16 protein-coding genes and 1 pseudogene are annotated in these 18,397 nt (G+C 37.4%); 1 reads left to right on the forward strand and 16 read right to left on the reverse strand.

Annotation, left to right across the window (positions count from 1 at the left end; translation table 11 throughout):
- Positions 1 to 73: 73 nt before the first annotated feature.
- The 8 genes from ACFPQ3_RS07170 to ACFPQ3_RS07205 form a co-directional block, all read right to left on the reverse strand.
- Entirely contained in the window at positions 74 to 1,381 is a 1,308-nt protein-coding gene (locus tag ACFPQ3_RS07170; RefSeq protein ID WP_156805156.1) for a sensor histidine kinase, read from the reverse strand.
- A complete protein-coding gene (locus ACFPQ3_RS07175) occupies positions 1,374 to 2,048 on the reverse strand; it encodes a response regulator transcription factor (RefSeq protein WP_161979144.1) in 675 nt (224 codons plus the stop codon). The genes ACFPQ3_RS07170 and ACFPQ3_RS07175 overlap by 8 nt, the downstream gene beginning before the upstream one ends.
- Before the next feature lie 508 nt (positions 2,049 to 2,556).
- On the reverse strand, positions 2,557 to 3,231 hold the full coding sequence (locus ACFPQ3_RS07180) for a helix-turn-helix transcriptional regulator (protein WP_156805154.1): 675 nt from the start codon (positions 3,229 to 3,231) through the stop codon (positions 2,557 to 2,559).
- Positions 3,232 to 3,310: 79 nt separating this feature from the next.
- Positions 3,311 to 4,735 carry a dipeptidase PepV gene (gene pepV / locus ACFPQ3_RS07185; protein WP_156805153.1) on the reverse strand — a complete coding sequence of 475 codons (1,425 nt, stop codon included), beginning with the start codon at positions 4,733 to 4,735 and terminating at the stop codon, positions 3,311 to 3,313.
- Between the two features lie 98 nt (positions 4,736 to 4,833).
- A complete protein-coding gene (locus ACFPQ3_RS07190; RefSeq protein WP_156805152.1) occupies positions 4,834 to 5,973 on the reverse strand; it encodes a trans-sulfuration enzyme family protein in 1,140 nt (379 codons plus the stop codon).
- Positions 5,970 to 6,356, reverse strand: coding sequence for a RidA family protein (locus ACFPQ3_RS07195; protein ID WP_156805151.1), 387 nt, complete (start codon positions 6,354 to 6,356; stop codon positions 5,970 to 5,972). Before ACFPQ3_RS07195 ends, ACFPQ3_RS07190 begins: the two co-directional genes overlap by 4 nt.
- Before the next feature lie 71 nt (positions 6,357 to 6,427).
- A complete protein-coding gene (locus tag ACFPQ3_RS07200; RefSeq protein WP_156805150.1) occupies positions 6,428 to 7,831 on the reverse strand; it encodes an APC family permease in 1,404 nt (467 codons plus the stop codon).
- Positions 7,832 to 7,849: 18 nt separating this feature from the next.
- Entirely contained in the window at positions 7,850 to 8,629 is a 780-nt protein-coding gene (locus ACFPQ3_RS07205) for a gamma-glutamyl-gamma-aminobutyrate hydrolase family protein (protein ID WP_156805149.1), read from the reverse strand.
- A gap of 464 nt (positions 8,630 to 9,093) precedes the next feature.
- On the opposite strand from ACFPQ3_RS07205, the pseudogene ACFPQ3_RS07210 reads away from it, so the two are divergent.
- Positions 9,094 to 9,244: pseudogene (locus ACFPQ3_RS07210) on the forward strand (IS3 family transposase); the annotation flags it as partial.
- A 45-nt stretch (positions 9,245 to 9,289) separates the two neighbouring features.
- On the opposite strand, the gene ACFPQ3_RS07215 reads toward ACFPQ3_RS07210, so the two are convergent.
- The 8 genes from ACFPQ3_RS07215 to ACFPQ3_RS07250 form a co-directional block, all read right to left on the reverse strand.
- A complete protein-coding gene (locus ACFPQ3_RS07215; RefSeq protein ID WP_156805148.1) occupies positions 9,290 to 11,824 on the reverse strand; it encodes a M1 family metallopeptidase in 2,535 nt (844 codons plus the stop codon).
- Between the two features lie 59 nt (positions 11,825 to 11,883).
- Positions 11,884 to 12,537, reverse strand: a complete 654-nt coding sequence (gene phoU / locus ACFPQ3_RS07220) for a phosphate signaling complex protein PhoU (protein ID WP_156805147.1) — start codon at positions 12,535 to 12,537, stop codon at positions 11,884 to 11,886.
- Between the two features lie 29 nt (positions 12,538 to 12,566).
- Positions 12,567 to 13,325, reverse strand: coding sequence for a phosphate ABC transporter ATP-binding protein PstB (pstB, locus tag ACFPQ3_RS07225; protein ID WP_156805146.1), 759 nt, complete (start codon positions 13,323 to 13,325; stop codon positions 12,567 to 12,569).
- 8 nt (positions 13,326 to 13,333) lie between these two features.
- On the reverse strand, positions 13,334 to 14,137 hold the full coding sequence (gene pstB, locus ACFPQ3_RS07230; protein WP_156805145.1) for a phosphate ABC transporter ATP-binding protein PstB: 804 nt from the start codon (positions 14,135 to 14,137) through the stop codon (positions 13,334 to 13,336).
- Between the two features lie 116 nt (positions 14,138 to 14,253).
- A complete protein-coding gene (gene pstA / locus ACFPQ3_RS07235) occupies positions 14,254 to 15,141 on the reverse strand; it encodes a phosphate ABC transporter permease PstA (RefSeq protein WP_156805144.1) in 888 nt (295 codons plus the stop codon).
- Positions 15,131 to 16,048 carry a phosphate ABC transporter permease subunit PstC gene (pstC, locus tag ACFPQ3_RS07240; protein WP_156805143.1) on the reverse strand — a complete coding sequence of 306 codons (918 nt, stop codon included), beginning with the start codon at positions 16,046 to 16,048 and terminating at the stop codon, positions 15,131 to 15,133. Before pstC ends, pstA begins: the two co-directional genes overlap by 11 nt.
- Before the next feature lies 1 nt (position 16,049).
- Positions 16,050 to 16,928, reverse strand: coding sequence for a phosphate ABC transporter substrate-binding protein PstS family protein (locus ACFPQ3_RS07245; protein WP_156805142.1), 879 nt, complete (start codon positions 16,926 to 16,928; stop codon positions 16,050 to 16,052).
- Between the two features lie 114 nt (positions 16,929 to 17,042).
- On the reverse strand, positions 17,043 to 18,356 hold the full coding sequence (locus tag ACFPQ3_RS07250) for an RsmF rRNA methyltransferase first C-terminal domain-containing protein (protein WP_156805141.1): 1,314 nt from the start codon (positions 18,354 to 18,356) through the stop codon (positions 17,043 to 17,045).
- Positions 18,357 to 18,397: the final 41 nt, after the last annotated feature.

Here is an 18,397-nt window from a genome sequence, read left to right on the forward strand (position 1 = left end):
GACGACAAAATCGAAATCGTCATTTTTTGACGATTTAACGATTTTTGTCTCACTCTCTTTTTTATTGATTTTCTTATAACTTAACTTCAAAAATAGTTCCTTTAGGACTATTATCCTTTATCGTAATTTGTCCTCCAAGTGAATCCGTAATTTGTTTTGCTAAGGATAGCCCTAAACCAAAGCCCCCTTTTTGTCGAGTCCTTGCCTTATCTACTCGATAGAATCTATCAAAAACCTTCTTTTTATCTTCATCTTTGATACCATATCCGTTATCGATTACTGTAATAAAGAAATGCTTATCCGTTGTCTTTACTTCAAATTGAATTTTTCCATCTGAATCCGTATATTTAACAGCATTATCAAATAGTATGGTCATCAACTGTTTAATTAGCGTTTTATCCGATTTGATTGGCCTGTTGACCAAATTATTCCAATTAAACTGTTTACTAGCATCCTCAGCAATTATCTGATAATTTTCAAAAATATCATCAAAAAAACTAGAAGAAATATCAGAAATTTCTAGAAGTAAGCCGTCATCTCTGCGTGCCAGATTCAGAAGATTGGTGGTTAAAATCCTCATATTTCGAACCTCTTCCAAACTAGAAGCTATATTTTCACTATTTTCTAATACCGTTGACTCTGGCTTTCGAAAGAGGGTCTCTAAACGATTTTGTAAAACTGCTAACGGTGTACGCAACTCATGGCTTGCATTTTCAACAAAACTTTTTTGCTTTTCATAACTTTCCATAATTGGCTTTCGTGACCAATAAGATAAATAGACACTCATGCCGACAGAGACAAACCAAAATAGAATCATAACCGTAATAATAATTGTAACGGAACGTTGTGTAGACTCTTTAATTTGTTTGATGCTGACTAAAAAAGTAGCATACTTCACTTGAGGATATTGACTATTAGCAACAGCTACCGTAACTGAATGATAACTCTCGACCTGTCCATAAGGGCTAATCGTCTCCCCTTCTACAATCTTTCTCAAATGACGCCTATTGAGAATGACATTAGAAAAACTTGAAAAAGCATCTGCAGTATTAAAAAGATTGCCGTCTTCATCATAAAAAAGTGCATCCACGTTCATCAATTTTACTTTAGGTTTTTCGTTGTTAGGAAACGATTCAATAACAACACCTGTATCTATATTTTCAAAATATAATTTTCGTGTCATTGCCATATTAACATAGGTGTCTACAGAAGCTACTGCATTCTCAAGACTAGTATCTACCGAAGAATAGATACCCATTCGAATAATTTGAAGAATAATAGCCGTCATAATAACAAAAATCCCTGTAAATACAGATAAAAATCTGAAAAATGTTTTGGGATTTTCTTTATCTGTTCGCCACAAAGCTAGTGCTCTAACCATTTTTTAATATATACCCCACGCTTCGTAAGGTTTGGAGATTTTCTACAAAATCAGAACCTTTTAATTTTTTACGAATTTTCGAAACATACACTTCGACAACAGAGATGGTTGTATCACTATCAAACCCCCATAAACGATCAAATATTTGAGTCTTAGGTAAAATGACATTTTGATTTTGTAAAAAATAGATAAGTAGTTCAAATTCTTTTCCAAGTAACTCCACCTCGGAACCATCAACAAATGTCCTATTAGTTGACAACTCAACTGAGACATTCCCGTAAACAAGATTATTATCAGTTAGTTTCCCTGCACGTTTGAGCAGAGCTTGAATACGCATTTTTAATTCTTCCAAATAAAAAGGTTTGGTCAAATAATCATCTGCTCCTAATTCGAATCCATGTCCCTTATCATCGATGCTCTCTTTAGCAGTCATAATCAATACAGGCGTTGTAATGCCTTTGGCACGCAGTTCTTTTAATACTTGAAAACCATCTTTCTCAGGTAACATAAGATCAAGAAGAATGAGGTCGTAAATCCCCGACTCTGCCTCATAAATCCCCTCAGCACCATCAAAAATCTGCATAACGTCTGCAAATCCATCATCTAAAAAATCAAAAATTGAATTTGATAAACTCAAATCATCTTCAACAAGTAAAATTTTAATCATCAAACCACCTCTTTTTTTATTCAAGTTATTATAACATTATTGATCCTTTCGCAAAAGTGAAAGGACCAACAAACTTCTTAATTAAGTATATGTTATTTTTCTTAAAAAGAACTAAAAAGACTAGGCTATAACTTAAATAGCTCCATTGTCATATACTGTGTGAAAAGTATACGCTACTGTTCTTATAAAGGAAATCTTTTCTTATAGCAAAAAAGAGCAAAAAAAGTCGGAAATTCAAAAGGTATTCATTCAAGTTTAAATTGCAGTTCGTCAAGGACTACCTCAGTACCCAAAGTTGCGAACCGAGTACCATTGCTAAGAAATATGGCCTTCAATATAAAACGCAGATTCGTGAAGGGGTCAAAAAATATCGGGGAAATCCTCCCTTACTCCACTGAGATTTGAGAGGTTCTAGGTAAAGTAAACAAATAAATCTATCTGACTAAGATGACCATAAAAGAAAGCCATGAAACTAAACTGAATTTCATAGCTTTTTTCTATATGGTTGCTAATCTTCCTGCTTAACCGTTTGAATGTATTTATAAATGCTAACTTCTGACATACGAAAAGCCTCAGCTACTTTAGAAACAGCATCTTTCAAATCAAAAAATCCTTTCTGATAAAGAGAACGAACAATAGAAATTTTCTCTAAACGAGTCAAATTATACTTGTTAAGGTCTTTTCCCTGTGTTTCTTGTATAATGCTTGCTTCAATCAAATTCTCAGCAGTAGAATAAAAATTCTCAATGATTGGTTCCGTTTGACTCTCCGTTGATGGACTATCAATCATCAGTGCTTGGTCTAAACTCTCTATGCTAGCTACAAAGAGTTGTCTCAAGGCCAAAAGTTTAGATTTATCCGAATTGATACAAATCATACCTAGCAGTTTTTCATCCTCATCCTTGATAAAATAACTAGATGAGAATAATTCCTTTCCTGCGATTGTTTTTGTCCGATAATTAACCAGATAGTCCTTTTCTTTGTAAATTTTAGACTTAAACACATCTAAGACAAAATCTGTGGCTGGTGCACCCGCGTCACGTCCTGATAAATTATTTTTTATATAGACTACAGAATGATCTAACCCATCTGTGAAATCTTGCAATACAATTTCGGTGTCTTTTCCCAAGACTACAGCTAAAAAATCAATGAGTGGAATATAGGATTTTAATTGTAAATTCATGGCCACCTCCAACTATAGTTGTATCACATCGCTATTTTTTTATCAACTTATTGCTACGCATTCTAACATCCCTATCACTCTAGTATGTTCTACAGGTTAATTCATATAGGGCCTGTGCATACATAGCACAGGTAGCTAAAAGATGATCGACTAAAATATATTCGTTTGCTTGGTGCATGGTATCCTGGGCATCTGGAAAAAGTGCACCAAAGGCTACACCTTCTGGCATGAGACGAGCATAGGTCGCTCCTCCAATGACACGTTCGTATGCAGGTAAATCTGTTTGCTCATGATAAATCTTCAAGAGAGTTTGTACCAGAGGATGATTCCCTGGAACATAATGCGGTTCTTGGTTGTCTGTCACTTGGACTTGGATCATCGCATCTTTCTCTTTCAATTTTTGTAATAAGTAGGGAGACCAAGAAGATACTTGCACCCCTCGTGGATAACGAATGTTTAGCGTAAGACTCCCTCCTGTTTCATCATTATACGTAGCCAAACCTAAATTACTAGTCAAACGCCCCATACAAGCATCCTCATAAGCAATACCTAATTTTTCACCCCAGACATCTTGGTGTAGAATCTGAGTTATAAATTCTATCCATTTATTAGCCGATGAACGATTAAACTTATAACGACTCAAAAAAAGTGCTAGGTAACTTGCAGCATTCGTTCCCACATCGGGTTTAGCACCATGAGCGGATTTCCCATGAACAGTGAGTGAAAGATTCTGTCCTTCCACCTCAGCCTGACCTTGAATTTCTGGATGAACTTGTAAGAAATCCGAAAAATCTTTGGCCAATATCAATAGTCCACGTCCACTGATACAAGCAACCGCCTTATCAGGTACCATGTTTTCTCGTAGACCAGCTTCAAAACTATCTAATACCAGCTCAGATGATTCTCTAGTGTCACTAGCAAAACGAATCACAATAGAAGCATTACCTTTTTCTCCATTAACAATAGGAAAATAGGCATCTGGGACAAAACCAGTTTTTGGCAACTTTACTTGTGTTTGATAATATTTAAGGCACTTCCATTCACTTTCTTCATCCGTTCCCACAATCATGCGAACAGTCTTATGTGGTTCAAATCCCATTTCCTTTAAAAGTTTCATAGCAAAAAATGCTGCAACGAGTGGACCCTTGTCATCCAGAGCCCCACGCGCAATCAACTTACCCTCTTGATAAGTAGGAGAAAAGGGATCACTATCCCAGCCGTCTCCTGCTGGCACCACATCAACATGACCTAAAAGTCCAAATAATTCCTCTCCTTTCCCCCAATCTACATGGGCAACTAAAGGACCAAAGCTTTGATACGAAAAGCCATTTTCTTGGGCCATTAAGAGAAATTCATCCAAAGCAGCTTTGGGACCGGGTCCTACTGGATAAGCAGTGGTGACACAGTCATCTTCCCTAACAGAGTCAATACGTAAAAGTCGCTCAACATCTGCTAGTAATGCTTCTTTTCTTGATACTACTTCTTGATACCAATCAATTGTCATAATTCCTTCTTCTAAGAGAGTTTTTGAAGTTCTCTCAACTCATTTAAAAAAATCAGAGACAAGCCCCTAAGGAGCCTATCTCTTGAAATGATAATGGATTAAAAGTTTAAGGCTTGTTCAAAATCAGCTAATAAGTCTTCGATATTTTCAATGCCACAGGACAAGCGTAAGAGCCCATCAACTACTCCTTGTTCAACTCGTTCTTCAGGCGTTAAGCAAGCATGAGACATCGTTGCTGGATGCGATAGAATAGACTCTACACCACCTAAACTTACTGCTAAAATCGGAATTTGAATCCGTTTTGTAAATGTTAATAAGTCTTCCTTTGATCCCAATTCAAAAGACAAAACAGCACCACCATTCTTCGCTTGCATCATATGAATATCATGATTAGGATGACTAGTCAATCCTGGATAATAAACATGCTTAATTTTAGGATGATGTTCCAAAAATTCTGCAAGAGTTTGAGCATTTTTGACTGCATGGTCTACACGAATTCCCATAGTTTTCATACCACGAAGAATCAGCCAAGCATCTTCTACCCCCAAAATTGCTCCAAAATTCTTTTGGAATAATTTCAGTTGGTGATAGTAGTCTTCATTATTGGTCGCCGCCAAACCAGCCACAACATCACTGTGTCCATTGATGAATTTGGTAACACTTTCTACTACAATATCCACACCTAGAGCCAAGCAATCTTGGAAAAGAGAGGTCATAAAAGTGTTATCCGCAACTGTCATAATCCCCTTTTGGTTAGCAAGAGATACCAGCGCCTTAATATCACAGACTTTCAACAATGGATTGGATGGCGTTTCCATATAAATCATACGGGTATTCGGCTGAATAGCCGTAGCCACTTCCTCCACATTTGCCAGATCAACAAAACTCGTTTTTATCTGATATTTCGGCAAAATAGTAGTCGCAAATTGGCAAGTTCCTCCATATACTTCTTTAGGAAAAATGACATGGTCTCCCGCATTCAGCAACATGAGTACATTTGAAATAGCCCCCATACCAGAAGCAAAACTTACAGCATATGCTGCATTTTCTAAACACCGAAAGCCATCTTCAAGAGCATCTGTTGTTGGATTTGAAAAACGTGTATAGAGATGTTTTTGCTGCGCGCAATAGAGTTCTGAATTGTTAAAAGTAGATGTTTGATAAATCGGTACAGAAGCTGCACCAGTATATTCATCCAAAACAGTATAGCCATGGAGTAGTTTTGTATTATCTTTCATGAGAGAACCTCAGCGATTGCTTCAATTTCCACTAAAGCTCCCATCGGAAGATTCCCTACTTCAAATGCCGTCCGAGCTGGAAAACCATTTTGGAAAAAGGTCTGGTAAACACCATTAAAAGAATTAAAATCAGCGATATCGGCTAGGTAAACTGTCGTTTTAATAATCGCCTCCATGGACGATCCATTATCTTCTAAAATAGCTTTTATATTTTTCAAAGATTGCTCCACCTGCCACTCAATAGATGTTGGCTGATCAATTTTCCCAGTTTCAGCATTGATGGGTAATTGACCTGATGTAAAAATCAGGTTTCCCACCTTGCTAGCCGATGAATAACTGCCTACAGCTGCTGGAATTTTTGTACTTGTTAAACGTTCAATCATGTTTTCACCTCATTTATTCAGCAGGAATTAAGTTTCCCCTCTCCCTGCCTTGTTTTTTCTATTGCGATTTTTTATTTTTCAATCATTTGTTCCTGCGTCTGTTTACGCATGTGTTGCCAAATCATCAAGATAAATGGCAAGACAATATAACCAATCACCATTGCCACAATCGCAAAGGTATTTGGAAGTACACTTCCATCTTCAAGAACAATCGTAAATTGTTGCGTCCAGCTAAAATTGTAGAGTAAAACAACTGTTAAAATCACGGCAATTCCTGGAATAATCACATCTACAACAAAGTTTTTCTTAACATCTTGAAGGGCTTGCCCACGTTCCCGTCCAAAATAGAATACCATGACTGCTAACGGTACAACGATAAACTGGATAAAACGCGAAATAGAGCTCAATACCATGATACTTGTCATATCAAATCGGAAGGCCATTGGCAATAGAATGGCGATTCCAATTGTTATGAAGAAGGCTACCACTGGAAAATCTTTATCTGTACGTTTCGCAAAGAAAACTGGAATCTGTCCTTGAAGAGCCATCGCCTCTAAAATACGTGGAGTGTGGAAAGAAGCTGCAACATTTATACCAAACATAGACACCAAGGCTCCGAGAATAATGACACTACGGATGATCGGATTGCTAAAAACATCTGCCAAGGCAACAACTTCTGTTGTACTAATAATAGCTTGTGGATTAATCATCATAGCAACACCCACAATACCAACATAAATAGCTGCTACAATAGCAATTGCAAGTGGAATAGCACGTGGAAGATTTTTTTCCGGTTCTTCCATATCTTCTGCTCCACTTGCCACACTTTCAAAACCTGTAAAGGCATAAAATGCTGCAATTACCGCCATTACCCAACTAGAAATATCCATATTATAACCAAGTGGCACACCAGTAGCATCTGTCAATGTGTGAATATTGCCAAATTCGTTGACCTGTGTAAAGAGGACAATTCCTAAACCAACTACAATAGTTGTAATCAAGGCACCCACCTTCCCAAGCGTTGATAGATTATTAATAATCTCAAGGAATCGAGTACCTGCTAAATTAATAGCTAATAGAATGCCCATCAAACAAATAAAACCAACTGTTACCAATAAAAGATTACTGCTATCTAACTTGAAAATGCTAAGAACCGTTTTGACAACACCTGTTCCCATAACGCCCCAAGCAATACTTGCTGCGATGTAGCGCGTAATTCCAACATAAAATCCGAGATTATCGCCAAAGGCTGCCTTAGTATAAGCATATGCAGCCCCACCTTTTGAAACATACTTGGCAGCTGCCGCAAACGTAATCGCTAATACCGCCGCAAAAATAGCTGCAAAAGAGTAAATCAATAGCGCTTTGTCGCCTGATTTGGCCACTACCGCACCAGGCGAAAGGAAAATTCCTGTCCCAATAATAGAGTTAATTGTCAATAATACAATAGAATAGAATCCTAATTTCTTTTTCATGATAAAAACCTGTACTTTCTAACTAACCAACTCAGTCGCTTTTTCAACACGAGCTACTGGTTTAACCTTTGCTTCCTCAATAAATGCTTTAAAGAGCTGATTCATTTCTAGCATACTCTTATGTAGCATCTCTGGATGCCACTGTACGCCAATCATAAAACGATAATCAGTATGTTCAATAGCTTCAACCACACCATCCATCGCGCGTGCGACAACTCGCAAGTTCTCTCCTACTTCACGTACAATCTGGTGATGGAAAGAATTAACTAACATTTTTTCCTGCCCAAAAATCTGCATCAAGAGCGAGTCCTTTTCCAGAATAACAGAATGTGTTGCTAAATCTGGATAATGCTCCTGCCAATGCTTCAAAAAAGGTTGATTGGCATAAGATAAATCTTGCCATAGAGTCCCGCCATGGTTTACATTGATAATCTGAGCTCCACGACAAATGCCTAAAATAGGAATATTTTTCTCTTTAGCTTTTTCAAGCAAAGCAAAGTCAAACTGGTCACGTGCTGGGAAAGTATCTCCCAATTTTGGACTTGGTTCTTCACCATAGTTCAACGGACAGATATCATGCCCGCCTGATAATAACAAACCGTCAATCCCTTCCATATAACCATCTAAAACTTCTCGATCAGAAGAAACCGGTAGAATCATCGGAATTCCACCATTTTGCGTAATCGAATGAACGTAGTCTTCATTAACATAGGCACGGTGGTAACCAGGAAACATCCCTCCTTGATCTACGATAATACTGGCAGAAATACCAATAATCGGTGTTTTTTTATAACACATATCCATCTCCTTTATAGATATTTATTTTTTTATAATTTTTTATAAACACATCATACTACTTTTTGTTACCGTTTGCAATATATTTTTATAATTTTTTTTAAAAATATAATTATCTATATTTATTGATGGGTCTAAAACTAAGTTATCGACTTTAAGAGCATCAAAAAAACATCTCAGAGAGATATAATATAGTTCACTACAAACATATTTAGAAGCTTTCTCTGAGATGAAATATCATTTATACTAAAAATCAGACACTTGACAATCACGGACAGTATCCGATTGAATATTGGAAACGGTAAAGGAAAATCCAATTGACAAATAGGCAAATTGCTAAGGAAAGCACCGGAAAAGATTCATAATGGAATCAAATGAGGTCCCCATCATCCAACCAGTCCATAAACCGCTAACTGTACTCAGCTTATCTACAAGGGTAATAGATAGAGTTCAGTTCGCAAGTTTTATCTGAGATATTTTATGAGTTTGAGAACATACTCCAGTCTTTTGAGAACTTGGAAACAGCGATTACAGATTACATTTTTTATGACAACAACAAACGTATTAAAACTAAAAAGACTTAGTCCTGTACAATGCAGAACTAAATCCTTTCAATAACTATTTCTCTAACTTTTCAAGTCAGTACTATGCTAATCCTTTTCATTATTTTGCTAAAAGTTGAGCTGACACAGCAGCTTTATTAGCCTCAATCAGTGCTACACGAGCTGAAATCTCTTTAATCCCCATAGAGATATTGCGACTCAAAGACATATCAGATAATTGTGGCTCAAAGAATGCTTTATATTCTGCTAAGCGTCCTTCTGTCCTAAAGATTGCTGCTGGAATGATAACAAATTTATCAAAACTCATATCTCCACCAAGAGCTCCTTTTATCCAATCCCAATCTTGACGAGCCCACGACCAAACTGCCTCTTGTGCAAATGATTGACGAAGGAAAGTCGCATACCACGTTGAGAGATCCTGAGGCTTAATAATATCTTTATTTTCAAACGCTTCAATAATTGTTTGAAGTGTCTGGATATCCTGCGTCTCAGCAAGCGCTGCTGCTAATTGACGTTGGAAGACACCATCTGTTGTTTCAGAATAAGTATTTAACAATAGTTTTGTCAATTCAGCGGTCTCAGCATGTCTCACCTGGTTAATCAAAACAAAGGAACGAACTGCTGCTGGAATATTCGCAATATTATCTTTATATTCTTCAAAAATAACTTTTGCTTTTTCAATAGCCGTAGCATTGTCTGCATAAAGCATATTTGCAATAGCATATTGACGAACAAACTCATCTTCGTCTGTCTCACCCTCTTGTTTATCAAAACCAAGACGCTCATAATTTCTATGGAAAATACTCTCTATCATTGATTTGAAAGCAGTTTCTTCTTCACTACCTTCTTCGATAAAACGTTTTAATCCATCTAAAACATAGTTAATCGCATCTAGAACGGTATAATCTGTTTCTTCCGTCAACTCAGCTACTAATGGAATTAATTCACTGTAAGAAATAACACCACTTTCAGCTAGGAAACGACGTTCTTGAATCACTTGAAGTTTTGAAATTTTATCTAAACTTGGCCAGTTAAACATAATCCTATCAAGTAATTCTCCCTCATATTTGCTGAGGTAGTGCGCTGTATTACCGGTATTAAAGAGCAAAGCTCCTTCGTTTTGGCTAGCTAGCTCACTAAAGTTTGGTACCGTTACCGATTCTTCTGTTAACGTATCTGGTAAACCAGTCCAACTGCTATTGAGTGGCACTTGCCATAGACGACCACTTTCCTCATTTTCACCAATAAAGAATTGTTTTTGGGAAATGGTTAATGTATCATTTTCAACGGTTGCACTTACTAATGGATATCCTGGTTGTTCTAACCATGAATCCATAAAGGCTGCAACATCACGCCCTGAAGCTTCTGAAAGGGCATTCCAAAGGTCACGTCCAATAGTATTACCATACTGATGACGTTCAAAGTAAATTTTAAGCCCTGCACGGAAATCATCGTCTCCCAACCAGCGGCGAAGCATATGCATCAAACGGCTTCCCTTCGCGTAAACAATAGCTGGATCAAATAAGGTATTAATTTCATCAGGATGGTTAACTTCAACATGTACTGATTGAACACCATCCGTTGCATCACGTTTAAGGGCTGCTGGAACTCCTGATGTCTGGAAATCTTCTAAAATATTCCAAGTTGGTTCAATCGCATCAACTGCAATATATTCCATCATATTGGCAAATGATTCATTGAGCCATAGGTCATCCCACCACTGCATTGTCACCAAGTTACCAAACCATTGGTGAGCTACTTCGTGAGCAATTACAAGAGCAACTTGTTGGCGACTTGATACTGTTGAATTGTCATCAACTAGGAGATAAACCTCACGATAAGTCACAAGTCCCCAGTTTTCCATAGCTCCAGCAGAGAAATCTGGCAAACCAACATGAAGACATTGAGGAATTGGGTATTTGACACCAAAATAATCTTCGTAGAACTCAATCACACGCACCGCAATATCCAATGAAAAATCAAGTTCACTCAATTTGTGAGCTTTCGTCGCATAAGAACCAACAAGAGTCCCATTTTTAGTATAGGCTGTTTTACCGTGTAAATCACCGAGAGCAAAGGCTAATAAATAAGATGACATGCGTGGTGTTGTATCAAAAGTCCATACGCCAGTCTCTTGACGACGCTCACTATTAGTTTCTGGCATATTTGACAAGGCAATTTCACCCTCTCCTTGGTCAAACTTCACTGAGAAATCAAAAGTAGCTTTTGCTTCTGGTTCATCAATACATGGGAAGGCTTGGCGAGCAAAGTGACTTTCAAATTGTGTTGAAATAACTTCCTTTTTCACACCATCAACCGTATAATAAGATGGGTATATACCAGACATGTTATCTGTAATGTAACCTGAAAATTCAACAACAAGTGTCAAACTCCCTGTTTCAGGTAAGTCAATATGTACTGCTTCATTGTCATCATCTATATGGAAAGTTAATTTTTCGTTATCCAACAAAACAGACGTAATCGTTAAATCTTTTTGATGCAACGACATTTGGTTATCCAAGGCTTCACCACTAATAGCAACATTACCATTAAAGGTTTTACTTGGTCGATCAATATCCAAGAAAAGATTATAATTTTCTGGAATGAATTTAGTAATCAGACGTTCTACTGACATAACATTCTCCTAAATCTAAAAAAATGAGTAGATTAATACTACTCATTTTACCATATTTTTTATAATTCAACAATTTTTCCTGTTTTGAGGTAGACAACCCACTCACAGATATTTTTAGCGTAGTCTCCGATACGTTCTAAGTACATTAAAACTTGGAAATATTCTTTTCCTGCAAATACCGTGTCTGGATTTTCACGAATACGTTTAACAGCAAGATTTTGAATGTCTTTGAACATGTTGTCAATTAGTTCATCTGACGCAGCTATTTCATAAGCTTTTTCATCATCACCTGACATGTAGACTTCAAGTGCTTCTTCTACCATTCGCTTAACATCTTTCCCCATTTTGCGAATTTCTTCTTCTACTTCGGCAATACGTTCTTCACCCTTGGTACGAATAGTCGCTTTGGCAATAGCTGAAGCATGGTCTCCCATACGCTCCACATCACTCGAGGCCTTCAAAACAGTGATAACAGTTCGTAAATCATGTGCCACTGGTTGCTGAAGCGCAATGATTTCAAGAGATTTTTTTTCTAAGCGTGTTTCGTAAGCATTAACAATATCATCACTTTCGATAACTTCCTTAGCCATTTCACGGTCATGCGTTACAAATGAACGAACGGCATTGTTAATTTGAGCTAAAACTTCAGTCCCCATTGCGTAAAATTGATTGTGAAGTTTAGATAATTCTTCTTCAAATTGTGCACGTAACATATATTTTTCCTTTCGTAAGTCGTAAGAGATTACCCAAATTTACCAGAAATATAGTCTTCGGTTTCTTTATTTTTAGGACTGAGGAACATTTCTTTGGTTTTATCATATTCAATGAGAGTACCATCTAAGAAGAAACCTGTACGGTCTGAAATCCTCGAAGCTTGTTGCATTGATCGTGTGACAAGAAGTAATGTATACTCTTTTTTCAATCCGAAAAGAGTATCCTCAATTTTTCCAGCAGAAATCGGATCAAGAGCGGATGTAGGTTCATCCATTAACAAAATTTTCGGACTATTTGCCAAAACTCGAGCAATACAGACACGTTGTTGTTGTCCACCAGATAATCCTAGCGATGAATCATGAAGCCGATCTTTAACTTCATCCCAAATTGAAGCTCTAATTAAAGATTTTTCAACTGCTTCATCTAAGATGGACTTGTCTTTAATTCCTTTTAGACGAAGACCATAGACAACATTCTCATAAATTGACATTGGGAAAGGATTGGGCTGCTGAAAGACCATCCCAATTTCTTTACGAAGTTCTACTGCATCCGTACTCGGGCTATAAATATTATGCCCATTATAGCTGATTGAGCCTGTTAGAGTCCATTCAGGGTTCAAATCTCCCATACGATTAATTGCACGTAGTAAAGTTGATTTCCCTGAACCAGATGGTCCGATTAGAGCCGTTATTTCATTGGGTTGAAAATCCATACTAACACTGTTTAAAGCTTTTTTCTGGCTATAGTAAACCGACAAGTCTTTCACTTGTAAAATAGGTTCTGACATGGTACCTCCTATCCAAAATGTCCTGTAACATAATCATTAGTCGACTTAAGAGTCGCATTTTGGAAGATATTTTTGGTTTTATCATATTCAATCAAATCCCCCAGATAGAAAAATGCTGTGTAGTCGCTAGCACGAGCAGCCTGTTGCATATTGTGAGTTACAATGATGATAGAGTAATTTTCTTTAAGGTCAAACATGGTTTCTTCTAACTGCATGGTTGCAATTGGATCAAGGTTTGAAGCTGGTTCATCCATCAATAAAATATCCGGTTTAACAGCAATTGCACGAGCAATACAAAGTTTTTGTTGTTGACCACCTGAAAGCGTGAAAGCAGATTTATGAAGACTATCTTTAACCTGTTCCCAAAGCGCTGCTTGTTTCAAAGACGTTTCAACGATTTCATCCAGAACTTTTTTATCTCGCATTCCTGCACGTTCATATGCAAAAGTAATGTTTTTATAAATAGATTTTGCAAATGGATTTGGACGTTGGAATACCATTCCAATATGTTTACGCATTTCATAGACATTGATTTCTGGAGCATTAATATTGATTCCCTGATAAGTAATTTCTCCAGTTACCTTAGCGATATCAATGGTGTCATTCATACGATTAAGGCTACGAAGAAAGGTTGATTTTCCACAGCCCGACGGACCAATAAGAGCCGTAATTTTATTTTTTTCGAACTGCATATCAATTCCCTTAATAGCTTCCTTTTGACCATAATAAACATGAAGGTCTTTAGTAGAAAGGATTGTTTTTTCTTCCGGGAAAGTAATAATATGACGTTCATTCCAGTTATATTCTGACATGTGGTCTCCTTATAGTAAGATACCTAGCCAGTGACCTATGTTCCACTCAAAATGAAACTGAGCAACAACAGACATCTAAATGTCTCTCATATTTTCATAGGTATGGCGGTATGACATTATTCAGCCGATGTTAATTTTGCATGGAGGATTTTTCCAAGACGACGAGCAACAAGGTTGAAAATCAAGATAAAAATCAAAAGAACAGCAGCAGATCCTGCTGACACAAAAGTTCCGTCTGGGATTGTTCCTTCACTGTTGACCTTCCAAATATGGACAGCTAATGTTTCTGCTTGACGAAAAGGTGATATAGGGCTTGAAACACTAAGTGGGTTCCAATTACTCCAATCCATTGCTGGTGCAGATTGCCCAGCAGTATAAATAAGGGCTGCCGCTTCACCAAAAATACGACCCGAAGCTAGGACGATACCAGTGACAATCCCAGGAAGAGCTTCTGGAATAACCACATGGAAAACTGTTTCCCAGCGCGAAATTCCAAGAGCTAATCCTGCTTCACGCTGAGTGTGGTGAACAGTACGTAAACTGTCTTCTACGGTCCGCGTCATTTGAGGAAGGTTAAAGACCGTGAGCGCCAACGCACCTGAAATAATCGAAAATCCATATTCAAACTGAACAACAAAGATAAGATAACCAAAAAGGCCTACAACCACTGATGGTAGTGATGATAAAATCTCAATACAAGTACGAATGAAATTCGTTAACGGCCCCTTTTTCGCATATTCAGCCAAGTATATTCCTGCTCCTATTGATAAAGGAACTGAGATAATCAGTGTAATCACAAGTAAGAAAAAGGAATTATAAAGTTGAATTCCGATTCCCCCGCCTGCCTTATAAGAGGATGACTTCCCTGTCAAGAAATCCCAACTAATATGCGGAACACCACGAAGTAAGATATAAAGAATAAGCGACGCTAGTATTGTAACGATGATACCAGCAATAGTATAAAGGATACCTGTCGCTAATTTATCCATTTTTTTAGCGTGCATAATTTCTCTTTCTCTCTCTCGTAATAAATTTGACTAACATGTTAAAGGCAAGACTCATGAAAAGTAATACTAGGGCTAATGACCATAGCACATTATTTTGAACTGTTCCCATAACCGTATTACCAATTCCCATTGTAAGGACAGAAGTTAAAGTCGCAGCCGGTGTTGTTAATGAAGTTGGAATAACAGCTGAATTACCAACCACCATCTGGATGGCCAGAGCTTCACCAAAAGCACGAGCCATGCCAAAAATAACAGCTGTGAAGATACCCGGACGAGCCGCATTAAGAGTCACCCGCCAAATGGTTTGCCAACGCGTAGCACCCATAGCAAGACTTGCTTCACGATAATGACGAGGTACAGCACGAAGTGTATCGGTAGTCATAAAAGTGACGGTTGGTAAAATCATAACAAAGAGAACGAATACCCCTGAAAGAATACCAAAACCAGTACCACCAAAAATAGAACGTACAAATGGTACAACCACTTGAAGACCTATAAATCCATAAACAACTGATGGAATACCAACCAAAAGCTCAACTGCCGGTTGAAGAATTTTGGCACCATATTTAGGAGAAATTTCAGTCATAAAGACTGCTGCACCAATAGCAAATGGTGTGGCAATCAGAGCAGATAAAATAGTAACGATAAAAGATCCCATAATCATAGGAAGAGCACCAAATTCTCCCTGACTTGGATTCCATGTGCCACTAAATAGGAAATTTCCAATACTTACACCGTCAACAAAGAATGTTGATAAGCCTTTTTGAGCAACAAAAATTAAAATCATTGCCACAATGAAAACAATCAAAGCAAGGCATAAGAAGGTTATTGTTTTACCGAATTTTTCTAATCTTGAATTTTTAGAAGGAGACATCAGTTTTTTAGCTAATTCTTCGTTTTTCATCTTAGTCCTCCTTCTCAGTAACCACACCGTCAGCTGACTTGGTCACTTCCATATCATTGATCGAAATATAACCCATACTTTCAACGATACCTTCTTGTACTTCTTCTGAAAGCATGTAATCTAAAAATTCTTTTGTCAAAGCAGTTGCTTTACCTTTAGTATACATGTGTTCATAAGACCAAATTGGCCAATCATTTGTTGCCACATTTTCTGGTGTTGGAGCAAAACCATTTAATTTCATCGTGTTGATAGAATCGTCAACATAAGCAAAAGCAAGGTAAGAAATCGCACCAGGAGTCTGAGCTACAATAGATTTAACCATACCATTTGAATCTTGTTCCTGACTCTGTTTAGCTGATTTTCCATCCATAACGATACTATCAAAGGTTGCACGAGAACCAGACGAAGCTGCCCGGTTAATAATAGTAATGCCTAAATCAGAACCACCAACTTCTTTCCAGTTTTTAATTTCACCAGTAAAAATTTGACGAAGTTGTTCAGTCGTTAAATTATCTACGGTTACCTTCTCATTAACGATAATAGCCAACCCAGCAACTGCTACTTGATAATCGACTAGAGCAGAAGCATCAATACCGTCTTTCTCCTCAGCAAACACATCTGAATTACCAATCTCAATAGCTCCAGACTGTACTTGAGAAAGTCCAGTACCTGACCCCCCTCCCTGAACATTAACGGATTTTCCAATGTTAATTGATCCAAATTCATCTGCTGCTGCTTCAACTAAGGGCTGTAGCGCTGTAGAGCCTACAGCAGTAATAGATTCCCCACGATCAATCCAACTAGAACATGCCGAGAGAATCATTCCTGACAAACTAATTAGGACAAGACGTTGCCACTTAGATTGTTTTTTTATAGTCATCATTTTTCCTTTTCATTTTTTCTGAAAACCATTGCGAAATACCACACTATTACATCATAACATATGAAAACTCTTGGTATCTAGGATATTTTTATAAATTGTATTCCATAACACTTAAAAATTAAATCGTAAACCTTTAGGGAAATAGTTCTTTACTGTATTGCCGACAATCTTTGCAAAACCCATGCCATTGCCTTCTACGACTATCTGGTACCAACCATTTGGTAATGACTCTGGCAAACTAATCGTATTTCCTGCAACATAAATCTCAAACTGTTCTATATCAATTTTTATAAACTGTTCTACATCATTAGGAGATAAAGCTACCCCTAAGGCAAAAGAAGGTTCAAATCGTTTTTTCTTAAAGGTTCCCAAATGTAAACCATTTCGAGCAATCTTTAACTTTTTCAAATCAGGTAAGCCATCTGGTAACAAATAGAGTTGGTCACCGAAAGTTTGCAATAAACCTGATAATTTAATTGCAAGATGCTTTTTAGCAAAATCTTGCCAAAGCGACAACTGTTCACTAGTAAGGTTAGATTTTGCTGCTTTCATTTTTCTTAATTTATGCTCAGGTTGACGTGTGTCTCGCAAATGTGCCACGAACTGACCCTCACCTTTAAAACGATGTGGGTACATGCGAGCAACCTCTGAAAACTCTATTCCCTTTACCATACCGTTAATCTTAGGAATATTGAGTAACTCTAGATTATAGGTATCAAGCAACCACTTAACAATTTCTTCATTTTCTTCAGGAGCCCAAGTGCACGTTGAATAAACTAAGCGACCTCCGGGAGCTAACATTTTCATCGCATCTTCCAAAATGGACTGCTGTAATTTAGCGCATTCTTTAGGATATTTTTCATGCCAGTATTGAGTAGCTTCATGATCTTTTCGAAACATTCCCTCACCAGAGCATGGTCCATCAAAGACAATTAAATCAAAGTAAGAGGCAAAGACTTGGGTAAGTCGATCAGCCGATTCATTCGTTACAACAACATTTCTAGCACCAAATCGCTCAATATTTTCAACCAAAATCTTACTACGTTTTGTGGATATTTCATTAGAAATTAAGACACCCGTATTTTGTAAATAGCTGAGTAGATGCGTTGATTTTCCGCCTGGGGCAGCCGCAAGATCCAAAACTCTCATTCCTTTTTTTGGAGCAGCAACTTGACCAACCATTTGAGCAGCAGGTTCTTGAGAATAAACCAAGCCTGTAACATGCTCTGCACTTTTTCCAGAGACCTTACCATAAAATCCCCAAGGAGTATTAGGAATTGGGTCAGAAAATATTTTTTGTCCAGCTTTAAGAGGATTTATCCGATACGCTGAAATTGGGTCAGACTCAAACGTTTCTAGAAACTGCTCTGCTTCTTTCCCCAAAAGATGCGTATATTTTTCAATAAATTTTTCAGGTAAATACATGTCTATATTATACTAAAATCAGTATCTTTAAGCAAAAAAAA

Origin of the sequence: Streptococcus caledonicus, assembly GCF_042656225.1 — a bacterium.
Taxonomy (GTDB): domain Bacteria; phylum Bacillota; class Bacilli; order Lactobacillales; family Streptococcaceae; genus Streptococcus; species Streptococcus caledonicus.